Origin of the sequence: Pseudomonas sp. G166, assembly GCF_037027455.2 — a bacterium.
Lineage (GTDB): Bacteria > Pseudomonadota > Gammaproteobacteria > Pseudomonadales > Pseudomonadaceae > Aquipseudomonas.
Map to the genome: position 1 here is coordinate 3224944 of NZ_CP146985.1, position 20039 is coordinate 3244982.

General features: G+C 61.1%; 19 protein-coding genes. 4 read left to right on the forward strand and 15 right to left on the reverse strand.

Annotation, left to right across the window (positions count from 1 at the left end; genetic code table 11):
• Nucleotides 1–14: 14 nt before the first annotated feature.
• The 7 genes from SGN16_RS14015 to SGN16_RS14045 form a co-directional block, all read right to left on the reverse strand.
• The gene (locus SGN16_RS14015) at nucleotides 15–947 is read right to left on the reverse strand and encodes a zinc ABC transporter substrate-binding protein (protein WP_335944745.1); all 933 of its coding nucleotides are present in this window, start codon (nucleotides 945–947) and stop codon (nucleotides 15–17) included.
• Entirely contained in the window at nucleotides 944–1708 is a 765-nt protein-coding gene (locus SGN16_RS14020; RefSeq protein WP_335944746.1) for a hypothetical protein, read from the reverse strand. Before SGN16_RS14020 ends, SGN16_RS14015 begins: the two co-directional genes overlap by 4 nt.
• The gene (locus SGN16_RS14025) at nucleotides 1678–2166 is read right to left on the reverse strand and encodes a DUF6644 family protein (protein ID WP_210644951.1); all 489 of its coding nucleotides are present in this window, start codon (nucleotides 2164–2166) and stop codon (nucleotides 1678–1680) included. Before SGN16_RS14025 ends, SGN16_RS14020 begins: the two co-directional genes overlap by 31 nt.
• Nucleotides 2167–2205: 39 nt before the next feature.
• Complete coding sequence (locus SGN16_RS14030; protein WP_210644954.1) at nucleotides 2206–2688, reverse strand: DUF6644 family protein; 483 nt, start codon at nucleotides 2686–2688, stop codon at nucleotides 2206–2208.
• Nucleotides 2689–2709: 21 nt separating this feature from the next.
• Complete coding sequence (locus SGN16_RS14035) at nucleotides 2710–4206, reverse strand: alpha/beta hydrolase domain-containing protein (protein ID WP_335944747.1); 1497 nt, start codon at nucleotides 4204–4206, stop codon at nucleotides 2710–2712.
• Nucleotides 4207–4250: 44 nt separating this feature from the next.
• The gene (locus SGN16_RS14040; RefSeq protein ID WP_335944748.1) at nucleotides 4251–5015 is read right to left on the reverse strand and encodes a hypothetical protein; all 765 of its coding nucleotides are present in this window, start codon (nucleotides 5013–5015) and stop codon (nucleotides 4251–4253) included.
• A 74-nt stretch (nucleotides 5016–5089) separates the two neighbouring features.
• Nucleotides 5090–5473: a DUF6152 family protein gene (locus SGN16_RS14045; protein WP_335944749.1), complete on the reverse strand. Its 384-nt coding sequence runs from the start codon at nucleotides 5471–5473 to the stop codon at nucleotides 5090–5092.
• A gap of 237 nt (nucleotides 5474–5710) precedes the next feature.
• On the opposite strand from SGN16_RS14045, the gene SGN16_RS14050 reads away from it, so the two are divergent.
• A complete protein-coding gene (locus tag SGN16_RS14050) occupies nucleotides 5711–7048 on the forward strand; it encodes an alginate export family protein (protein ID WP_335944750.1) in 1338 nt (445 codons plus the stop codon).
• Nucleotides 7049–7147: 99 nt separating this feature from the next.
• Here SGN16_RS14050 and SGN16_RS14055 read toward each other — a convergent pair whose 3' ends face one another.
• The 3 genes from SGN16_RS14055 to SGN16_RS14065 form a co-directional block, all read right to left on the reverse strand.
• On the reverse strand, nucleotides 7148–7711 hold the full coding sequence (locus tag SGN16_RS14055) for a cytochrome b/b6 domain-containing protein (protein WP_335944751.1): 564 nt from the start codon (nucleotides 7709–7711) through the stop codon (nucleotides 7148–7150).
• 106 nt (nucleotides 7712–7817) lie between these two features.
• Complete coding sequence (locus SGN16_RS14060; RefSeq protein WP_335944752.1) at nucleotides 7818–9272, reverse strand: aldehyde dehydrogenase family protein; 1455 nt, start codon at nucleotides 9270–9272, stop codon at nucleotides 7818–7820.
• 43 nt (nucleotides 9273–9315) lie between these two features.
• Nucleotides 9316–10689: an aspartate aminotransferase family protein gene (locus tag SGN16_RS14065; protein ID WP_335944753.1), complete on the reverse strand. Its 1374-nt coding sequence runs from the start codon at nucleotides 10687–10689 to the stop codon at nucleotides 9316–9318.
• 215 nt (nucleotides 10690–10904) lie between these two features.
• Here SGN16_RS14065 and SGN16_RS14070 point away from each other — a divergent pair, with 215 nt between their 5' ends.
• The 3 genes from SGN16_RS14070 (at nucleotide 10905) to SGN16_RS14080 (ending at nucleotide 14305) form a co-directional block, all read left to right on the forward strand.
• A complete protein-coding gene (locus tag SGN16_RS14070; protein WP_210644965.1) occupies nucleotides 10905–11867 on the forward strand; it encodes a helix-turn-helix domain-containing protein in 963 nt (320 codons plus the stop codon).
• A 44-nt stretch (nucleotides 11868–11911) separates the two neighbouring features.
• A complete protein-coding gene (locus SGN16_RS14075; protein WP_210644967.1) occupies nucleotides 11912–12652 on the forward strand; it encodes an IclR family transcriptional regulator C-terminal domain-containing protein in 741 nt (246 codons plus the stop codon).
• A gap of 204 nt (nucleotides 12653–12856) precedes the next feature.
• Entirely contained in the window at nucleotides 12857–14305 is a 1449-nt protein-coding gene (locus tag SGN16_RS14080; RefSeq protein ID WP_335944754.1) for an APC family permease, read from the forward strand.
• Nucleotides 14306–14473: 168 nt separating this feature from the next.
• On the opposite strand, the gene SGN16_RS14085 is transcribed toward SGN16_RS14080, so the two are convergent.
• From SGN16_RS14085 to SGN16_RS14105, 5 genes are all read right to left on the reverse strand, one after another.
• The gene (locus SGN16_RS14085; protein ID WP_335944755.1) at nucleotides 14474–15766 is read right to left on the reverse strand and encodes a methyl-accepting chemotaxis protein; all 1293 of its coding nucleotides are present in this window, start codon (nucleotides 15764–15766) and stop codon (nucleotides 14474–14476) included.
• Between the two features lie 18 nt (nucleotides 15767–15784).
• Nucleotides 15785–17041, reverse strand: coding sequence for a GTP-binding protein (locus SGN16_RS14090; protein ID WP_335944756.1), 1257 nt, complete (start codon nucleotides 17039–17041; stop codon nucleotides 15785–15787).
• Nucleotides 17038–17694, reverse strand: coding sequence for a nitrile hydratase subunit beta (gene nthB / locus SGN16_RS14095; RefSeq protein ID WP_335944757.1), 657 nt, complete (start codon nucleotides 17692–17694; stop codon nucleotides 17038–17040). Before nthB ends, SGN16_RS14090 begins: the two co-directional genes overlap by 4 nt.
• A 41-nt stretch (nucleotides 17695–17735) precedes the next feature.
• Nucleotides 17736–18329, reverse strand: a complete 594-nt coding sequence (nthA, locus tag SGN16_RS14100) for a nitrile hydratase subunit alpha (protein WP_335944758.1) — start codon at nucleotides 18327–18329, stop codon at nucleotides 17736–17738.
• A gap of 73 nt (nucleotides 18330–18402) precedes the next feature.
• Nucleotides 18403–19917, reverse strand: a complete 1515-nt coding sequence (locus tag SGN16_RS14105) for an amidase (protein ID WP_335944759.1) — start codon at nucleotides 19915–19917, stop codon at nucleotides 18403–18405.
• Nucleotides 19918–20039 lie beyond the last annotated feature (122 nt).

Consider the following 20039-nt stretch of genomic DNA (forward strand, 5'->3'; position numbering starts at 1 on the left):
TGTCTGTTTCTCCTTCATCGCTGCATGAACTCAACGGCTTCGGCCAGGGTTTCGAGGTTTTCGCGCATCGCCACCTCGAATTCGTCCGCGCTGTAGGTATCGCCGGTGATGTGAGACAGCGAGAAGACCTTCACGCCAGTGGCGGCCTCGATAGGCTTGGCGAGATCGAGGGAGAAGTTTTTCTCGGCGAACAACACCTTCACATTGGCCTTCTTGATTGCGTCGATGGTGTTGGCCAGTTGCCGCGCGGTCGGGGCGACGCCGTGACGGGGCTCGATCACGGCGCTCACGAACAGGCCGAACTCCTGCATCATGTAGTCGTAGCCGGCATGCGTGGTCGCGCAGCGGAAGGAAGACAGGTCCAGCGCGGCGAAGCGGGTCATGAAACCGGCCCGTAGCGCGCGGATGCGCGCGGCATAAGCCAGGGCGTTCTGTCGATACGCCGTAGCGTTGGGCGGGTCAAGCTCCCCCAGCCTGCGAGTGATCTCGAAGACCTGCTGTATCGCTGCCGTGGTGGAAACGAAGGTATGCGGATTGACCACCTTGGCACCGTCCTGGTCGCCGCCGATGGGAATGAGGGCCACCGAGGCATTGGCCTGGATGATCGGCAGCGTCGCCCCGCGACCGGCGGCCTTGATGATCTGGAAGGCCCATTCATCGTGGCCGATGCCGTTGACGACCAGGGCATCGAGGGTCATCGCGCGGGTGATGTCGTCGGGCTGCGGTTGATAGTTATGCGGGTTCGCTTGCGCCGGAATGAGCGCGACGACCTCGGCCCGATCACCGACGATGTTCGCCACGAAGCTGTAATAGGGGTGCAGGGTGACGCCGATCTTGAGCTTCTTGCCCAAGGGGGCCGTCGGGCCGGCGAATACAAGGGTCGGTATCAGCACCAGCAGCGCAAGGCAGCTGCGCCACAGTGCGCGGTGTCTGGTAGAAACGGTCATGGCTGGTTTCCTTTTACACGTTCGACTTCGCTGGCACCGTCGTAAGGAATGACCTGGCGCCAACCTTGGCCGACCAACGATTCGGGTTTGACGATGCCTGGGTAAGGTGCGTACGGGTCGCGGTGGATCCAGATCGTCGCCTGGTTGGCCCACATGACACCGGCGTGGGCGTGCCCAATGACGAGCAGGTAGGCGCTCTGGCCGGGCGCGCGACCGGCGGAGCCGTAGTAGACCGTGGCGCCCTGGCCCAGGGTGGCTTTCGAGACGTCGCTGGGGGGCGGGGGCGTCGGGGCGTCGTCGTGATCATCGACGGAACCGGCGTGAGGCAGGTGGGTGCCAGGCAAAATCAACTGCCAGTTCACCTCGCCATTGGTCTTCCAGAAGGCGTCTCGGTAGAACGGCGGCAGCAAGATCTTCTGGGCTTGCTCCAGGGTGATCCAACCGCCGGTGTCGTTATTGTTCCAGATGATTTCTTCACCGGCGGGCAGCAGGGCGCTGTGGATGGCCTGATCGACTGCACCGAGGCCATCGAAGGAACGCACCTGCCAGCTCAAGGGGGTTGGTGGGCCGGCGTGCTGTGGGCGCAGCAGCACATAACCTGTCACGCTGGCGATAATTGCCAGGGCTGCAAACAGCAGGGCCAGCGACTCCCAGCGGCTGGAAGCCGGGCGCACGACATGGACCGCGCCGTTTACGTCATCGCCGGGGCTGGTTCGCGACAGGTTGGCCATCAGACAAACCCGATCCAGCGGCCAAGGCATATCACGCCCATCCACAGCGCCAGCGAGCTGAATCCGGCGATACGTGCCTGGCTGGGAGGCGGCAGGGTGGTGTCCCACTCGTCGATCCGGCGATAGGCGCCCAGGTGGAATATCCCCATGTTGACGCCGGCCAGCAGCAACAGCCCCATCTTCCACCAGAAGACGCTGTTCTGCGCATAGGTGGTGGCGTTGGAGGCGAACATGAGCAGGCCGGTGATCACGCAGGCTGTGAAGGCAACCCAGGTGAATGGCAGCAGTTCCTGGATCAACCGTAGCGCGCTTCGACGGTGGGAGGCGATGCCGAGCAGGCGCAAGTCGACGACGGCGATGGTTCCGAACACGAGGGCGATGCCGATCACATGCACCGACTCCAGGTTTGGAAAAATGGAGCCCGACTCTCTGATATATGCTGCGATCGGGGTGGCCTCGAGGGCTTGCAGTATCGATTGAATGTCCATGGCGAATACCTGAGAAAACGTTCGTTGAAAACGCTGGGATCAGTAAGCAATCCAGCGACCACAGAAGATCACGCCGCACCACAGGGCGATCGACAGCCAGGCCAGCGCCTTGATGGGAGGTTTCTCGTCAGCGCCTTGTGCCTGAGCAGCGGGGCGCAGCAATGGACGTCGAATCGACCAGGCCATGGTGAACACGGCAACGACCAGGAACATCTTCAGCCAGAACGTCGTGTTGACCAGTACGCGGTCTGGCTCGCCGATGATCATCACCAACCCGGTGAGGAGCAGGACGATGAGTGCGGCGCGCATCCACGGGTAATAACGGCGAATGACGCCGCGCAAGGGTTCGTCCGTGGCGAACACACCGGCCAGCCGCAGGTCAGAGATCACGGCGGCGCCGAAGATCACCGCGATGGCAATGATATGAACGCTCTGGATGGTGGGCACGACCCAGGACAGGTCCCTGATGACGGTGCTCAACGGTGTCGCGTAGATCCAGGCGATGATGAGTTCTGGTGACATTTGCTTTGCTTCCGCGTGGGGTTAGAAGTCTTGAGGTTTTGCGATCGGACGCAGGCCCTTTGCATCCTCCGGGAGGAGATAGCCCTGCTTGATCGAGAGCTTTTTGGCCTCTTCGAATGCTTGTTCGTAGTGGCTGAAACCGCCGTAACGTTGGCCAAGCGCTTCCTTGGAATAGGGCACCTTGGTGTCGTAGATCAGGCCGCAACCGGTCTCCTGGTCCGTGAGGTAGGTCGCGCTGGGCACCTGGATCCACGGCGGGCGTACGCCGCCTTGCAGGTTGCCGGTGGCGGGGTCGCGCGCGGCGGCCTTGCCTTCGCGCAGGACTCGCGGCGCCTTCGGCATGGCTTTGCCCTCGCGCACCCATTGGTCCATGCCATCGAGCAGCGCCGAGACGACCAGCTCCGCCGGTTCGTCGTACAGCGTCCGGCACCGTGGGTCGTCGCCCTTGCCGACGTCGGCAGCTAACAGTTCGGTATGCTCCGTACCGAGGTCGGCCAGCCGCAGATGCGGTATGCCGGTCACTTCGTAGTAGCGAAGCTGCGGGCTGTCGGTATCCGGCGGCAGGTCGATGCCTTCGATCACGTCGTGCATCAGTTCGGACTGGCTGTAGACGGTCACGAATGGCACGCCGTCAGGCATCTGTCGTGGTAGCCGGATGACGTCGCCACCCACCTCGCCATAGGCCATGCGGCCTGTCATGTAGGCATCGATCAGTGGCCTTGCGTCAGGCATGCGCCATTGCTGGTGGCGGCCCTGGTCGAGGTAGTCCATCCAGACTTGCGCGGTCACGGCCCAGCTATTGACGTAGACTCGTTTCACGTCGAGGCCTGCCAACGGGCCTTGCGCCGTATTGGTCTTGAGCAGCAACGCCAGTTGCGCCGCGATGCCCTGGGACTGTGGAACGAACGGATCGGGACCTGCACCGCGCGTGAAACGCTCCGGATCGTAATAGGTGCCCAACGGCGCATAGCGTGCGTAGTCGAAGCGGCGCATGAACTCGAAGTTCACAATCCGTCCGTATTGGGCGACCTGCTCGGCCTCGGCGGCCGGGGTGTCCGAGATGAACTTGGGGTCGACGGCCGGCTTGTTCATGTTCAGCGTGTAGCCGACGTACGCGTAGCCACGCCGTAGCAAGTAATCACGGGTCAGGATCCATCCCGCGGCGCGCTCGCCAAACCAGCTGAACGGCTCGATCACCACCGTGCCGTTGAAGTGCGCGGGGTCTGCCGGCTTGCGCACCAGAATGCGCGTGGTATAGGGCGCCTCGAAGAGGGTTTTGCCCGCAGCGGTGATGGCCGGAGCGACGCCTTGCAGGTAAAACTCCTCTTCGACGTAGTCGTACATGTCGAGGTCGCTGTGTTCGGTGCCCGGTCGTTTCGCCGACGACAGCGGTGGCACGCTGGAGGGCGGCACGGCAATGATCGTGGGCATGCGGGGCACCTCGGCGAAGGTGTTCGAGGTCAGCATCAGCGACAGCAGGACGCCTTGCAGCGTTGGCCGCAGGATACTGATGGTCATCGGTCGTTCCATCCGGTCACCTCCAAGGGGTCATTGATAAGGCTTCACTCACGGCTGAGGGACGCCTTGCCCTCGCTGTCGATCACGATCTGGTTGTTCTCGCAGACATACTCTTGAATGGCGTAGTCGGAGCGCTTGTAGTCGAACGTGAAGCGATACGGGGTGTTGAGCACCTGTGGATCTTCAATCAAGACTTGGTCCTCCAAGTGGTCCGGTCCCCGCAGCCTGATGCGTTCGGTGATCTTCATGTCCGCACCATGGGGAACGTCATAGAACGTCACGTCCGTTCGCACACGTTGTGTCTCCACGACGAGCGTGTCGCCTTCCCAGTGGCCTCGCGAATGGCCCTGGTACTTGGGGTCGAGCTTCTCTTTAGGTGGCATTGCCTGGTTCAAGAGAATCCGGCGTACCTGCTGGAGGTATTCGCCAAGCACGACCACTTGCTTGTCGTCGTGAATGATCTGGATCGGGAAGAGCGCCGCCATCAACGTGGGCATGCCCTCGGGCAGGCACTTGGAACTCGTCGTGGCCAGTGGCGTCCCGGCTTCGTTCGCGGCGGCCTGTTTTTTCTTCAGCTCCGTGTATTGGCTGGCATAGGGTTCCTTCAGGTCCATCGGTCCGCCCGGGTGCACCGGCTCGTCCGGGTTTTCACCGAACCAGTCGTCCGGGGTTCTTTCCCAGGTGCCGCTGATGTCCGGGCGCTTGTCGTGCTGGGTCTTCGACGCTGCCGCGTTGCACATCCCGGCGACGGTCACGAGGACGACGCCGAGGAAGATCGTTGCTGCGCTCAAGGTTCGTGTCGGTTTCATTGAAACGTCTCCACGCTGCTGGCCTGTTTGGTTCGATTGAGTTCGGTGGTCATGAAGCGGAGGAGGGCCTTCGCCTAACCGCCGCCCGAGAGCACGACGTCACCGATCTTGATCTCCACGAGCAGTCCTCCCGGGTCACCGTTTTTCAGCGGCCTGAAGGACACCTCGGCGCTTTCGCCGGCCTTGATCGAATCAGCGTTCCAGCCTGCGCGCTGCAGCGCATTGACACTGCCTGTCTCGATCTTGAAGCGCTGGGGGGGCGGGCCGGGCGTATCGAGGTAAATCGTGATGTGCGGATTGGTCCAGGCAAAGCGCTCGACCACGCCCTGGACCGTGACCATCTTGGTCTGGTCGAAAAGCGCGAATGAATGGTGAGCGGTGGCCAGGGACGGTAGGGCACTGCAAGCGACGATGGTCAGCAGGCAAAGCCCCTGACGAAACAGCGGGGATGGGGTCATGACGGATGCCTCGTTCTTATGCGTTCTTATGGCCCCAGCATAGGGGGGACACCTGCGCAGGCCGTAGCCCAAAACGGCAACCATTCAAATCCCAGGACAGGTTTTTCAGTGGGCAGCGATGGGACCAGGGGAATAGGGGCGCCGCCCTGTGCACATGCTGATTTGGGCTACCGCATGGGCAGCCCGAGTCGGAACACTCATGACTCGCCTCATAAATATAAAAACAGGAGAGACGTCATGCGCACCCCTCACTACGCTCCATTAATTTCGCTGGTTGCACTCTGTACATTGGGGCCGCAGGCACAGGCCTACGAGCTCTACAACGAAGACGACGGTGCTACCGTCCTGAATGCCGACCTCTGGGCGGGGTTTGGTTGGTTCGGCAGTGAAAAGAATTACCTCGCCAACCCGCAGGAGGAGCCCGGCAGGATGCGATGGCAGGAAGGCTTCGCCAAGTACGGTGTAAACGGCACGACGGACAAGATCGGTCCCGGCTCGATCTACGGCGGGTTCAGCCTGATCAGCACAGGCTCATGGGGCGATGGGGACGCAGGAGCGATCACCGCCGGGAATGAAAGAAGAACGGCGGTAGAAGATGCCTATCTGGGCTGGAAGTCAGGCGATCTGATTCCCGCCCTGGGTCCGGATGGCGTTGATTTCTCCTTTGGCCGGCAGCTCGTGACGGTGGACGGTTTCCTGATCACCGACGACGGGTTCGCGCCCGGCAAGGCCTTCAGCCCCATCCCTGGTGTGGCGGACGGTCGGTTCAATCGCGGCGGCGCCTTTTACCTGGGGCCGCGGTTGGCCTTCGGCAATACGGCCGTCCTGAAGCTGGGCGGTACGCAGGGGCTTCATGGCAGCCTGATGTGGTTGAAGTCGGACAATCCCGGACAGTCGGAGACCGAAGTGGCGGCCGCCACCATCGACTACACGACGGCCATCGGCTCGATCGGTTCGACCTATGTGCACGGGCTGGATATCAATGAGCGCTATGCTTTCGCCGACCGGAGTGAGCGCAAGGGCATGGATATCTACAGCATTCGCGGCCAGGGCAATGCCGGCATCGACAATGCCGATTTCGCGTTCGAGGTGGCGCGCCAGGAAAAACGTTCGGGGTCGCAGCGGGCAATGTTCTTCGACGCGGGCTACACCTTTGCCGACGTCAAATGGCAACCGGCGGTGAGTTACCGCTATTCGCGCTATTCCGAAGGCTGGGACTTCCTGTTCCAGGGCGGTTTCCGCAAGCGTTACCAGGGTGAAGTCGCCGCGAACTACGCCGGTTCAGTGACCTCGAACATGCAAATCAACGATGTGCTGTTCTCGGTGCAGCCGACCGACAAGCTGACACTCAACGCGATGTACTTCCACTACCACCAACTCGCCGACCGGGATGCTCAAGACTTCAGTGCCCGTGAGGTCGACCTGTACCTGGACTGGATGGTGACGGACAACGTCACGCTGTCGCCGCTGGTGGGTTTCTACAAGCCAAAGAAGTGGCTCGAGGACGGTGGTTTGCAGAGCGGGAGCGCATCAACCAACACTTACTTGCAGTTCATCGTGTGGGTGACGTTCTGATCTGAGTCGCCGCTGGCGGCATCTGTTGCAGGGAGTTTGATGCACAGGCGCCACCAGCGGTGGCGCTTTCCGGCGGGAGAGGTGATTAAGACGGGACGGTCACAGCATGCGGCGCAGGACGTCGTTGCGAGGGTCCGGGTCGAAGAAGCGGTGCTTCAGAGCGCCGGCGACATGCAGCACGATCAGGCCGAGCAGGGTATAGGCGAGCACTTTGTGCAGCCACTGGAAGACGACGAACCAGTCGTCATTTTTCGGCAGTAGCTCCGGCAGGTTCACCCCAAAAAAGAATACCCCGTCGCTCATCGTGTAGGTGCTCGACATCGAGTAACCCATCAACGGCACGATCACGATAAGTACGTACATGGCACGCTGCACAAACTGTGACAAAAAACGCTCATGTCCGGCCAGTGTTTCCAGGGGCTGTGGAAGCTTGGGGGTGCGCCAGCGCAGGGTGATCTGGACCAGGACCACCAACAGCATCAACACCCCAAATGATTTGTGCCAGGGGTAATAAAGCTCGTATTTGCTTGCCACTTCATCATTCATCCCGGTCATATGCCAGCCAGCCCAGAGGAGGCCGGCGATGAGCACGGCGCGCACCCAGTGCAACATACGCAGGGACGTAGGATACCGATCAATTGTTGTTTGATTTACCGGATTCATCGCAGTCTCTCCATCGATCATCAAGGCATCGGAATGCACATTTGAACGGCCACCCTCTACGACACAGGGGCTTGGAGGGTGGTCCGGTCAGTGCTTTTTTTTGTTCTCAGTTAGGCAGTAACACGGTGATGACCTTTTCTTCGGTATAGGCCAACGCGCCGCTGAACCCGCCTTCACGGCCAATGCCGCTGGACTTGACGCCGCCCCAGGGCAGGTTGGCGTCCAGCGGGCTCCAGCAGTTGATGCCCACGGCACCGGCCTTTACCGCCGCGGCAACGCGGTGCGCTCGCACCAGGTCGCTGGTCCAGACCGTGGCCGCCAGGCCGTAGGTGGAATCGTTGGCCATTGCGATCGCCTCATCTTCGCTGTCGAACGTGATCACCGTGCCAACGGGACCGAAGATCTCGTCTCGGGCGATCGCCATGTCATTGCGGGCGTTGGCGAAGATGGTCGGCTGCACAAACCAGCCCTGCTCGGGGTTCGATACGCCGCCGGCCAGCAGGGAGGCGCCTTGTTCAATGCCCAGCTGGATGTAACGGTTCACGCGCTCGAACTGTGCTTTCTTGGCCACTGGCCCCATCTGCACGTCGGGCTGTCGAGGATCGCCCACCTTGACCGCTCGGGCGGCATCGGCAAGCGCTGCGGCGAAGCGATCGGCGATGCTGCGCTGCACCAGGATACGCGAGCCGGCGGCACAGACCTGGCCCTGGTTGACGAACAAACCGAGCGCGCAGCCGCGCAACGCGTCGTCGAAGGACGCATCGTCAAAGACAATCTGTGGGCTCTTGCCGCCCAGCTCCAGTGCCACACGCTTGAACAGCACGCCGGCGGTGCGCTGGATCTCGCGTCCGGCCTCGGGGCTGCCGGTGAAGCTGATCTTGGCCACGTGCGGGTGTTCGCACAAGGCGCGCCCCACCTGTGCACCGTAGCCGGTAACCACGTTGATCACACCGTCGGGGAAACCCGCTTCCTGGGCCAGCGCCGCCAGGTGCAGGGCCGACTGCGGGGTTTCTTCCGAAGGCTTGATGACCACGGTGCAGCCTGCCGCCAGCAAAGCGGCGAGCTTCCAGACCGTGATCATCAGCGGCGAATTCCAGGGCACGATGGCACCGACCACGCCCACCGGCTCGCGCACCGTGTACGAGAGGGTCTTGCTGCCGAAATAGCCACCGGTGGGAATGGTGCGCCCCTCCAGTTGGTTGGCCCAGCCGGCGGCGGCGCGCAGGTTGGCGACCGCGTTGGGCAGGTCCATCCGGCGCGGCTCGACCGGGGAGCGACCGATGGCGTTGGCGTCCAGATCGGCCAGCAACTCGGTGTCGCGTTCCACCAGGTCAGCCAGCTTCGACAGCAGTCGACCGCGCTGGGCGCCGTCGAGCTGACTCCAGGGGCCACCTTCGAGTTGGCTGCGCGCTGCCTCCACGGCGCGGTCCACATCCGCGCTCGTGCCGCGTGCGGAGCTACCGTACACCTGCTCTGTCACGGGGTTGATGAGGGTCATGCGCCCACCGTCGGAGGCTTCGAAGGACGCGCCTTGGATGAAGTGATTCAGGTGCTGAGTCATGTTAGGGGCCCTGCGTAATGTGAGTGATCGGGGGTTGCACGCCTCATGCTTCGAGGGAGGCCAGGGCGTCGCCAAAGATGTCCAGCGCCTTGAAAAACAGCGAACGTGTGATCGTCAGCGAGGGCATGACGCGCATCACGTTGCTGTAGCGACCGCAGGGAATCATCAGCACGCCGTGGTTCAGCAGGTAACCCATGAGTTGACCGATCTTGGCGCCCTCCAGCGGTGCTTTGGTGACCGGGTCTTCAACCAGCTCGATACCGATCATCAGGCCACGACCGCGAACCTCGCCGACGAAGGGGCTCTTGAAGCCACGGATACGTTCCTGTGCTTCCAGGCCCAGCGTGTGAGCGCGATTGAGCAGATCGAGCTCCGGGTCCTGCAGGATGCTGATGTTGGTCAGCGCCACTGCCGCAGACAACGAGTTGGCGGCGAAGGTATTGGGCATCGATCCGTCAGGAATCGCGGCCGCCAGGTCCGAACGCATGATCAGGCCCGCCATCGGCAGGTCGCTGCCAATGCCTTTGCCGAAGGTAAGCATGTCGGGCTTCACGCCCGAGTGCTCGACCGCCCACATTTTGCCGGTACGCCCCGCGCCGGACTGCACTTCATCGACGATCAACAACGCGCCGCTGAGGTCGCAGGCCTTGCGCAACAGCTGCAGGAACTCTGGCGAGGGAGGCACGTAGCCGCCTTCGCCTTGTACCGGCTCCACGATCACGGCGGCCACGTCATCGGCGGCGGTGTAAGGGGTATTCAGCAGGTAATCCACGTAGTCGCCGGCGATCTGTTCGGCGCTTTTGTGCGTGGTGTCGAAGGGGAAGCGGTAGGCGTAAGGGTAGGGGGCGTGAATGACGCCACCCATCTGGGCGCCGTAGCCCTTGCGGTAGGCCGTGCCGGTCGTCAGCGCACCGGAGGCGTTCCACACGCCGTGGTAGCCGCCGTGGAAGGCGATGATCTGGTGCCGTCCGGTGACGCGCTTGGCGAACTTGACCGCGGCCTCCAGCGCATCGCTACCGCTTTGCGTGAAGAACGTAATGCAATCGCCGCGCAAGCCGTCGGGCGCGATCTCGGAGAGTTTGGCGGCCAGCTCAGTGCGCCGGGTGCTGTTGACTTCCAGGGCGTGCATCAGCACTTCGGACTGTTCGCGGATGGCCTGCACCACTTTCGGGTGGCAGCGACCGACGCTGCTGACGCCTACGCCTGCGGACAAATCGATATAGGTGTTGCCATCGGCGTCCTTGAAGGTTGCGCCGAACGCCCGGTCCATGGCCACGGGCATGCGTCCGCCGCCGCGGGCCATCGACTCGGTACGTGCTGACAGCGCCAGGGCCTCTGTGGTCTTGGGGCCGGGAATGGTGGAAATGATCCGCGGTGCATCCGCGAAGTGGAGGGATTCAAGCTTGGTTTCACTCATGACGGTCTCTCAGGATGTCGGTTTCAGTGTCTCGATCATCCCCGTCGCTTCTGTCTGGCCGGTAGCCCGAATCGGCACATTGGGAGGCACGCCTCGAACGCTTGTTTCGAAGAGCGGCCCCTTGTATAAAGAAATTTGCATAATTCTCTTAATATGAGAATATCGCCAAAGAAGGCAACCTAAAAAGAAGAATATTGGCCGAGGCTTTCGTCATCATGAAAAAACAGAACATCAGCCACTTTCGTGATATCCATGTCCACGCCGCTACCGTCCAGGAGTGGAATCAGGACTACAGCCAGTTAACCGCTGGCTCGATCGAGAGTTCGCTCATACAGTTGACGACGGCGCGTTGCCACATATTCCGCGAGCAGATCAACCAACGCGTGGTGCAGCATGGCGTGGCGCCCCAGGGCAAGATGTGCTTTGCCGTGCCCATCACCGTCCCGGGTTCGATTCGGATGCAGGGGCGGGATGTGGACGACAGCAGCCTGTTCTTTCTTCACGGTGGCGAGGAGTTCATGTTCCACATGCCGATGGGCATGGAGCTGCTGGCCATTACCTTCGAACGTGAACTGTTCGAGCAGGCGCTGGCACAAACGGCGTCGGCCAAGGAAATCAGCCAGTTGCTGCGTCAGCCGGTGATCAGGGTCTCCCCGCAACGCTATGCTGACGCTCGACGTCGAATGCTGGCCGTATTCTCCCAGGCGCTCTCGAACGAAGATCTCGACAATACGCAAGATCGGGAGCTGGAACAGGCCATGCTCGGCGAGTTGCTGCAACTGATGACCGACCCGGCCTGCGACAAGCAGCAGCGCATTCCAAGCTCCACACGCAGCTTCATTGTCGAGAAATGCCATCGCCTGGCGACCGCGGAATTGAACAACGTGCCCAGCGTGGACGAGTTGTGCCAGCGACTCCAGGTGAGTCGACGTACCGTGCAGAACAGCTTCCGCTCGGTTGCCGAGACGACCCCCATCAATTACTTGCGCTCCGTGCGGCTCAACGGTGTACGCCGAACCTTGATGTCCACCCGGGCCGCGAACCTCTCGATCGGTGATGTCGCGGCCCAATGGGGCTTCTATCACCTCAGTCATTTTGCGGCGGAGTATCAGGAACTGTTCGCAGAATTGCCTTCCCATACCACCCGCGCGGCCATCGCCGATTGTGCGCGCGCCTGAGCATCTACCGAGCATGGTGTCGACTGCACAAGGATGTAGAAAAGATGAATAGCCTTCGCCGCCTGCTCATGGTCTTCGACTTGTTTCGCCCTGAACAGCCGGTCATTGACGTGGAGATCATTTGCCAGGAGCTCGGCTTCACGCCCGCAACCGCCTATCGCTATCTGCGCGAGCTCGGCGATGCGGGCTTCTTGAAGCGATTGCCGCGCGGCTACGCACTCGGCCCGCGAATTGTCACGCTGGAGCATCAGATGACGAAGTACGATCCCTTGCTGGCGTGCAGCCGGGACCTGGTCGATAAATTGGTCGACGATACCGGCCTGGATGCGCTGGTCAGCGAATGGCATGGCGATTCAGTGGTCAACGTGCTGATCCAGCGGGGCTCCGATGCCGGCCCGGTCGGTGGCGACAGGGGACGACCGATCGATCTGCTCCACAGCGCGACTTCACGAGTCGTATTGGCGTATCTGCTGCCACGCCAGATCCGCCGCATCTATGACGTTCACGCGAACCTGACCGAACCGCTGCAGCAGGGCTTGGCGTGGAAGCCGTTCAGCAAGAGCCTGCTCGCCATCCGCAAGCAGGGCTACTGTATCAGCGAAAGCGAGCTGCACCCGGGACGCAGTGGCGTCGCGGCGCCGATCTTCGACGAAAAGCAGCGCGTCCTTGGCAGCATGACCCTGGTTGGGCGCAGTGAGCGGTTCCGTGCGTTTCAACCAGGCTACCTGTGCAACCTGGTGACCGGCGCGGCGTCGGAACTGACGGCGCGAATCGCCTTGCAATGAGGTGATAGCGGGGGCCGGATGACAGCCCTGCGTTTTTTTTCGAGGAGCGGACTCTGGTTACCGATTTGGGATAGTGGAGCGTTCAGGGAGAGGCATAGGATCGAATCCAGCGTGCAACAAGAACAACAACGCTATTCGGTGGCAGTGAGCGGTTGACTGCATCGTTCCTACAGCGACTGCCTCATACAACAAGGTCAAGAAAACATGAGTGTATCTCTCCCGGTCAACAGCTCTACGGGGCTCAAGCGTGGGGCCCTGGGTGTCGGCTTCATCATCTTCTTCGTGGTTTCGGCGGCGAGTCCCTTGAGTGTCATCGCTGGCGGCTTCCCCATAGGCATCATGCTGGGCAACGGCGCCGGCACACCGGCCTTGCTGATCCTGGCCCTGCTGGTGTTGCTGGCGTTCTCGGTGGGCTACACCACCATGTCCCGGCATGTCACCAACGCCGGTGGTTTCTATGCATTCACGTCTCGCGGCCTGGGTGGTTTGGCCGGTGGGGCGGCGGGGGTGTTGGCGATGTTTGCCTACAACATCCTGCAAGTCGGGCTGTATGGCATGTTCGGTGGCGTAGTCAGCGGCACGATGGAGAGCGTGTTCGGCCTGATATTGCCCTGGTGGACGTATTCGCTGATGGCGATGGCCAGCATTGCGATCCTTGGCTATCGCAAGATCGACCTGTCCGCCCGGGTGTTGTCGGTCATCGTGATCGCCGAATACTTGGCGATCCTGCTCCTGGACTTCGCCATTCTCCGGACGGGCGGCGACAGTGGCATCAATCTCGACGCGTTTGATCGCCGCCACGTGTTCAGCGGCACCCCGTCAATCGGCCTACTGTTCTGTTTCGCTGCGTTCATCGGCTTCGAGGCCACCACTATCTACGGCGAAGAGGCCAAGAACCCGCAACGCACGATCCCGATAGCCACTTACTGCTCGGTACTGTTGATAGGTGGTTTCTACGCGCTGTCGGTCTGGTCGATGGTGATCGGTGTAGGGGCGGACAAAATCGTCGCCACGCTCCAGGCCTTGCAGGACCCGACGACGTTTATCTATGGCATGTCCGATCACTTTGTCGGACCACACCTGACCCAGGTCATCCGCGTGCTGTTCATGGTCAGCATCTACGCCGGGCTGTTGGCGTTCCACAATGCCGCGGCCCGTTACTTCTATGCCATCGGTCGTGACGGTTTGCTGCCGAGCCGGTTGGGGACCACCCATCGTGTGCACCAGAGCCCGCACATGGGCTCGGCGTTGCAGAGCTTGATCTCCGCTGTGGTCGTGCTGATTTTCGCGGCGATGGACGCCGATCCGATCCTGCAATTGTTCGCCTGGCTGTCCAACCTGGCGACGCTTTGCGTGATCTTGCTGATGGCGCTCACTTCCGCAGCGGTATGGGTCTTTGCCCAGCGCCACCCCGAGCTCAAGCTGGGGATCTGGCGTGGGCGGATTTTCCCCGGTTTCTCTTGCCTTGCGTTATTGGCGGTCCTGGTCATCGCAGTGGTGCATTTCGATGTGCTGACGGGCGCGAGCAAGGCCCTGTCATACGGACTCTGCGCGATCATTCCCGCAGCGCTGCTGGCGGGCGTGTTCCTGGCGGCGCGGCTGCGCCAGGTGTCGCCGGAGCGTTATATGGTGTTGGGCAGCCACAAGCTCTAAACATCCCATTTGGGCTAAATGGGTCAGAGACTGTCCGGATCCCCAAAAAACTTTTTTGGGCTCCAGACAGCATTTCAGGCAGGAAAAACTCCGATACTCCTCCAGTTTTACCCCCCCCACTCGCACCGTGTGTGCGAGCAACGTGCTTACGCAGGCGCCTGGAGGTAGCTAGTTGTCCATCATCTCGGCTGCTTGCTGGGTTGCCTGGCTGGTTCGCGTGGCCAGCTTGCGCACCTCATCGGCGACCACCGCAAACCCGCGGCCGGCTTCGCCTGCTCGCGCCGCCTCAATGGCGGCGTTCAACGCCAACAGATTGGTCTGGCTGGCAATGCCCTGGATGGTGGCGACAATCTGCGTCAGCTTGCTGAGGGTTTCCTGCATCACCCGGTGTTGTTGCGCCTGCGTCTCGCGCATCGTGCTTTCTTCATGGTGAGCATGGATATCGGTGATGGCGCCCACCACCCTTTGCGGGGAGCCATCCTGCGCGCGGCGCGTTTGCCCACGGCCGCGAAACCAGCGGTAAGTACCATTTTTGTGTTTGAGTCGATAGTCCACATCGAATGGCGTCTTGCCGCTGCGGTCGTCCACATGGGCGACGAACGCGCCGATGGCCCGTGCGCTATCGTCGGGATGCAAGCGTGAGGTCCAGCTTTCCAGTGTATTGGGGAACTCCTCAACCGTGTTGCAACCCAGCAGTCGGCGCATTTGCGAAGACCACCAAATGGTATTTTTCGGGTTCGCCGGGTCACCGGCCACCACCTCGATATCCCAGAGCCCGTCATGCAGCATTTCCCGGGAAATGTCGAAGCGCGTGGCCGCCAGTTCGAGCGCCTCGTTGTGCAGGTGTTGTTCATGAATGTCACGAACGGTCCCGCCGATGGCGAGTGCTGCGCCTTGCGCATCGCGCCGCGAGACACCATTGATCCTGCACCAGCGATAGTCATCGCCTGATGCGGACTTCATCCGCACGTCGAGCGCAAAGGCCGTCCGCCCGCTACGATCGGCAAGGTGCATGACGAGCGCTGCCAGGTGCGTTTGCTGGTCATCCGGGTGTAACTGTTCGCTCCAACTGCCGAGCTTATCAATGGCTTGGGCCAGGTTCGATGCAGAACCTGTCCACGTCATCGCACATCCCGGCGCAGGGGCAACGGTTCCATCCAGCTCCAGCTCCCAGAACAGTTCACCTGCGCCCTGTGTGATCAGTGCCCAGCGCGCCTCCCATTGGCGCAACAGCCCGTCACGGCAGGCCAGGCGCTCGTTCAGTTGGCTGATGTCCAACGTCAGTGCGCCTGCCTGCTCCTTAAGGGCTCGTCGCTCTTGCAGCAGTTCTTCGACGCTTGCCAGGATGCGACGCAATATCGGCTTGTTCGACGACAGTGGAATGCTCGCCTGGTCCGGCTGCTCCAGTCTGTCGGCGAGCTGCGCCAATACCCAACGGGTGGTTCGGCTGGTAAAAAGCATGGAACACCTCTACCTCGGTCAAATGGGATCAGCCTGCAAGGATGGCGTCGCAGCTGATAAAGCCTGGGAGTCAAAGGCTGCCGCCCCCGGCAGGGCTTGCCAGGCCGATGGGCCGGCGGTGATTTCCTGAGCACTCAGCAGGCAGTTGTCGAGCTCGCGCTGCAGCGCGTGGGTATCCAGATCCTGGCCGATAAAGACCAGTTCCTGCCGGCAATCGCCGACAATGCTGTCCCACTTGGCCATGATGCTCTGCAACCGATATTCATCCTGCGGCCATTGCGACTGCTCGATGAAGTTCCACCAGCGCCCGACATAATCCCACTGGAACTGTCGGCCGCTTTGCACCAACAGGCCAGTTTCGAGGTGCCGGCTGGCGAGCCAGAAGTAACCCTTGCTGCGCAACAGGCGCCCGTTGCGCCAGGGTCGCTGCAGAAAATCGAGCAATCGCTGTGGGTGAAACGGGGCGCGCTGGCGGTATACCCAAGACGTCACGCCATAGGTGTCCGACTCGGAGGCCGGTGCATCATTGGCCTCCATTTTTTTCATCCAGCCGGGCGATGCCGCCAGGCTGGGTAGATCAAACAGATGGGTACCGAGGATGCCTGATAGCTCAACGTTACCGTGTGCCATCGGCATGATCCGCGCAGTCGGGTTAAGGCTGGCGAGGATTGCGTGCACAGCCTGGTAACCAGGCTCATCGATCAGGTCCAGTTTGTTGACGAGAATGACGTTGGCGTACTCCACCTGCTCGATCAGCAGATCTGCCAGATGGCATTTGGGGGTGTCCTCCTGTGCGTCGTCGCGGGCTACGATGTCCGGCGATTCGAGCAACGCCTGGAAATGACTGCCATCTACCACCGTCACCAAGGTATCGAGCCGCGCCAGTTCGCTGAGGCTGAAGCCTTCTGCGTCAAGGAACGCGAACGTCTCGGCAACCGGCATCGGTTCAGAGATTCCCGTGGACTCAATGAGCAGATAGTCGAAACGTTGCTGGCGCGCCAGGGCACCGATCTGCTCGAGCAAATCGGCGCGCAGCGTGCAGCAGATACAGCCATTGCTCATCTCGATCAACTCATCGCGACCACGGTGCAGTGATACGTCGCGCTGCACCTCCGCGGCATCGATGTTGACGTCGCTCATGTCATTGACGATGACCGCCACTCTCAGGCCTTCGCGGTTGCGCAGGATATGGTTGAGCAGGGTAGTCTTGCCGGCGCCGAGGAAGCCGGAAAGCACCGTCACCGGCAATCGGGCTGTCAAGGCGCCGTTCATCATGCGTCCACCGTGCTATCGGCGTGGTCCAGATAGCTTTCGAACAGGTCGACCACTACGAAACCGTCATCGGCTGCATCTCCCCACAGGTCCTTCACGCGAAACTCGACGTGGTAGGTCGGTTGATGCGCCGCGCTCAAGTCGCCATGACCAATCGCGTCCGGGAACGGCCACTTTTCTGAGGTGCGGTGCAAGACCAAGCCTTCCTTGCCGCGCACGTAGGCCGGCATGCGGATGTGTCCGGCCACATACTCGTCTCGCACCACCACCCGGTCGCCTACTTCAAAGGGGGCGCGGCCGGTAATCGCCGGACGTCCGTTGGAATGCGCGGGGTTCGCCAGTTTGAAGTGCGACCCCAAGGCCTGATCAAGCTCGGCCTGTGTGATCACGCCTGTTTCAACCAACAGAGTCGCGGTGGCGATGATGTAGCGTTCGTAGTACTGGGTACCGACGTGTTGGCGAACGTCCAGCCGTTCGACGGCGTGGCGTACTTCGTCCACGCTGAACTTCTTCAAGTGATCGGCACCGATGAACATCAAGCTGTAGGCCAGGTGCTCCCAGTCCTGCTTGAACACGGGTTGGTAGCTGAGGCTGTTGATGGTGTGAGGGACTTTGCCAAAGCCTTGAAACCCACCGAGATCGTGAAAGCCATCCATCGTGTATACCTCTGAAAAGTGCAGGAAACAAAGTGCTCCGGTTACGCTACGTACGGTAGCGCCACGCCGATAAGGACATCCTTGGTGATCAATTTTCGAAGCGCCACTTCATCCAGGGATTCGCTCCCCTTCGGCCGCATGGGCAGCACCAGATAGCGGCTTTCCGCGCTGGTGTCCCACACCTTGATAGTGACGTCGTCTGGCAGCTCCGTGCCAAGTTCCCGCAGGACCGTACGCCCTTCGCGAACCAGGCGGGCGCGGAACTCGAAGCCCTTGTACCACTCCGGCGGCAAGCCCAGGACGGGCCAATTGGTGCAGGAGCAAAGACTGCACACAATCACGTTTTTCACACTGGGCGTGTCTTCCAGCGCAACAATGTATTCACCCTGCGGGCCGGTGTAGCCAAATTGGGTGCATGCAGCGGTACCGTCCCTGAGCAGCAGTTCGCGAAACTGCGGGTCCACCCAGGCCTTGGCCACCACCCGTGCACCGTTCTCCGGGCTCCATTGGTGGGCCATCAACTGTGTCATGTGCTCGATGTAACCGTCAGGGATCAGGTCCTTCTGCTTGAGTACTTGCAGTAACGCCTGTGCTCGCTCGCCCGGCGTCGATGTGTTGTTTTCATGCGCGGTCATAGTTGACTCCTCATCGTTGAGCTTCTAGGCAGCGCTTGGCGGCTTATTCCTTTGCGCTGCATGGGACTACCGGCTAGCTGTTTTTCCAGTCAACCGACGCCTCGAATGCCGCGGCAGCCTGGTAAATCGTGCCTTCGGCATAGTGCTTGCCAACCAGCATCAGCCCGACAGGTAAACCATCTACCAGGCCGCAGGGGATCGACATTGCCGGATGGCCGGTGATGTCCTGGGCGGACGCATTGCCGATCATTTCCAGCGCACGGGCCACGTACTCGGTGATCGAGCAATCCGGCTCCGGATGGGGCTGGGCAATAATCGGGACGGTAGGCATCACCAACAGGTCATAGCGCGCCAATGCGGCGTCATAAGCGGAGCGTGCCAGGCGACTGAGATTTTGCGCCTTGGCGTAGAAACGACCGTTGTAGCGATCCAGACCGTATTGCCCGACGAACATGCACAGCTTGAGAGAGGCAGAGAGATCATTCGCCTGATCGCGCCATCCGGCTTGCGTATCCAGCAACCCGAGGTCATACAGGCCTTTCCAGTTAAAGCCGGCCCCATTGCCGTGCATCATCTGCATCGTGAGGCCCTCACAACCGATGGGGTGCCACAGCGAACCGGCAATCTTGTGCTCAGGCACTGAGACCTCTTCGACGTGCGCGCCCAGCCGCGAAAACATTTCGATCGCATTGCGTACAGTCGATGCCACGCGCGGGTCCTGGTTGGCCAGTTCAAAGCCTTCGCGCAGGATGCCGATCTTCAGCCCGCTCACACCCCGTCCCAGGTAATCGCTGTAAGTGTCGACCCGGGGCGCGGCTTGGCGCGGGTCGAGCCCATCCGCTCCTGCCATGACCTCCAGCATCAAGGCGTTGTCGCGCACGTTTGCCGTGATGGGGCCGGCATGATCGATAGTCGCCTCGATGGCCATGATCCCGGTGTAAGGCACCAGTCCGTGGGTCGGCTTCATCCCGTAAGTCCCGCAGAATGCGGAAGGAATCCGGATTGACCCCCCTTGGTCACCGCCGACTGCCAGGTCGACCTCGCCCGCGGCAACCAGCGCTGCGCTGCCGGAAGACGACCCACCCGAGGTAAATCCGTGGCGATAGGGGTTGTGCACCGGCGCAGGATCGGAGGTGTGACTGCCACCGGACAGGCAGTAATGTTCGCACGTTGCCTTGCCGAGGATAGTTGCGCCGGCATCCAGCAATCGGGTGACGACGGTGGCATCGTATGATGGAACGAAGCCTTCAAGTGGCTTGGCTCCGTTCATCATGGATACGCCAGCCAGCGAAATATTGTCCTTGAGTGCGACCGTTTTACCCGCCAGTTTGCCTTCGCGGGCACCGCTGACTTCCGTTCGGAAGTACCAGGCATTCAGCGGATTGTGTGCAGTCGAGGGGCGATAGCCCGAGCTGCGCTCGTAAAGTACCGGTGGGATGAAGTCAGGCAGCTCGTCAATCAAGTCATAAGCGTCGAAGCTTGGCTGCATAAGAGCCAGGTATTCAAGGGCTTGCTCTGCACTGAGTTGCATGTGCAGGCTGCTTGAGATGTCCAATAGCTGTTCAAGGGTGGGGCGAACAATTGCCATGGTTGGGCTGTCCTTATCGTAAGTAGCCAAAGAGCACTGCATGCTCATCAATATCAGTGGGTCTGACGCTTAAGATAATCCGCGCCTCAAGTCGGAGGCTTGGTTGAGAAAGACATCGACTT

Bases quoted from the DNA above. Each gene is read 5' to 3' on its own strand.
- SGN16_RS14015 (WP_335944745.1), bottom strand. From the start codon at position 947: ATGACCGTTTCTACCAGACACCGCGCACTGTGGCGCAGCTGCCTTGCG.
- SGN16_RS14025 (WP_210644951.1), bottom strand. From the start codon at position 2,166: ATGGACATTCAATCGATACTGCAAGCCCTCGAGGCCACCCCGATCGCA.
- SGN16_RS14030 (WP_210644954.1), bottom strand. From the start codon at position 2,688: ATGTCACCAGAACTCATCATCGCCTGGATCTACGCGACACCGTTGAGC.
- SGN16_RS14105 (WP_335944759.1), bottom strand. From the start codon at position 19,917: ATGGCAATTGTTCGCCCCACCCTTGAACAGCTATTGGACATCTCAAGC.
- nthA (WP_335944758.1), bottom strand. From the start codon at position 18,329: ATGACCGCGCATGAAAACAACACATCGACGCCGGGCGAGCGAGCACAG.
- SGN16_RS14060 (WP_335944752.1), bottom strand. From the start codon at position 9,272: ATGACTCAGCACCTGAATCACTTCATCCAAGGCGCGTCCTTCGAAGCC.
- SGN16_RS14070 (WP_210644965.1), top strand. From the start codon at position 10,905: ATGAAAAAACAGAACATCAGCCACTTTCGTGATATCCATGTCCACGCC.
- SGN16_RS14065 (WP_335944753.1), bottom strand. From the start codon at position 10,689: ATGAGTGAAACCAAGCTTGAATCCCTCCACTTCGCGGATGCACCGCGG.
- SGN16_RS14020 (WP_335944746.1), bottom strand. From the start codon at position 1,708: ATGCCTTGGCCGCTGGATCGGGTTTGTCTGATGGCCAACCTGTCGCGA.
- SGN16_RS14040 (WP_335944748.1), bottom strand. From the start codon at position 5,015: ATGAAACCGACACGAACCTTGAGCGCAGCAACGATCTTCCTCGGCGTC.
- SGN16_RS14055 (WP_335944751.1), bottom strand. From the start codon at position 7,711: ATGAATCCGGTAAATCAAACAACAATTGATCGGTATCCTACGTCCCTG.
- SGN16_RS14090 (WP_335944756.1), bottom strand. From the start codon at position 17,041: ATGATGAACGGCGCCTTGACAGCCCGATTGCCGGTGACGGTGCTTTCC.
- SGN16_RS14035 (WP_335944747.1), bottom strand. From the start codon at position 4,206: ATGACCATCAGTATCCTGCGGCCAACGCTGCAAGGCGTCCTGCTGTCG.
- SGN16_RS14080 (WP_335944754.1), top strand. From the start codon at position 12,857: ATGAGTGTATCTCTCCCGGTCAACAGCTCTACGGGGCTCAAGCGTGGG.
- SGN16_RS14045 (WP_335944749.1), bottom strand. From the start codon at position 5,473: ATGACCCCATCCCCGCTGTTTCGTCAGGGGCTTTGCCTGCTGACCATC.
- SGN16_RS14075 (WP_210644967.1), top strand. From the start codon at position 11,912: ATGAATAGCCTTCGCCGCCTGCTCATGGTCTTCGACTTGTTTCGCCCT.
- SGN16_RS14050 (WP_335944750.1), top strand. From the start codon at position 5,711: ATGCGCACCCCTCACTACGCTCCATTAATTTCGCTGGTTGCACTCTGT.
- nthB (WP_335944757.1), bottom strand. From the start codon at position 17,694: ATGGATGGCTTTCACGATCTCGGTGGGTTTCAAGGCTTTGGCAAAGTC.
- SGN16_RS14085 (WP_335944755.1), bottom strand. From the start codon at position 15,766: ATGCTTTTTACCAGCCGAACCACCCGTTGGGTATTGGCGCAGCTCGCC.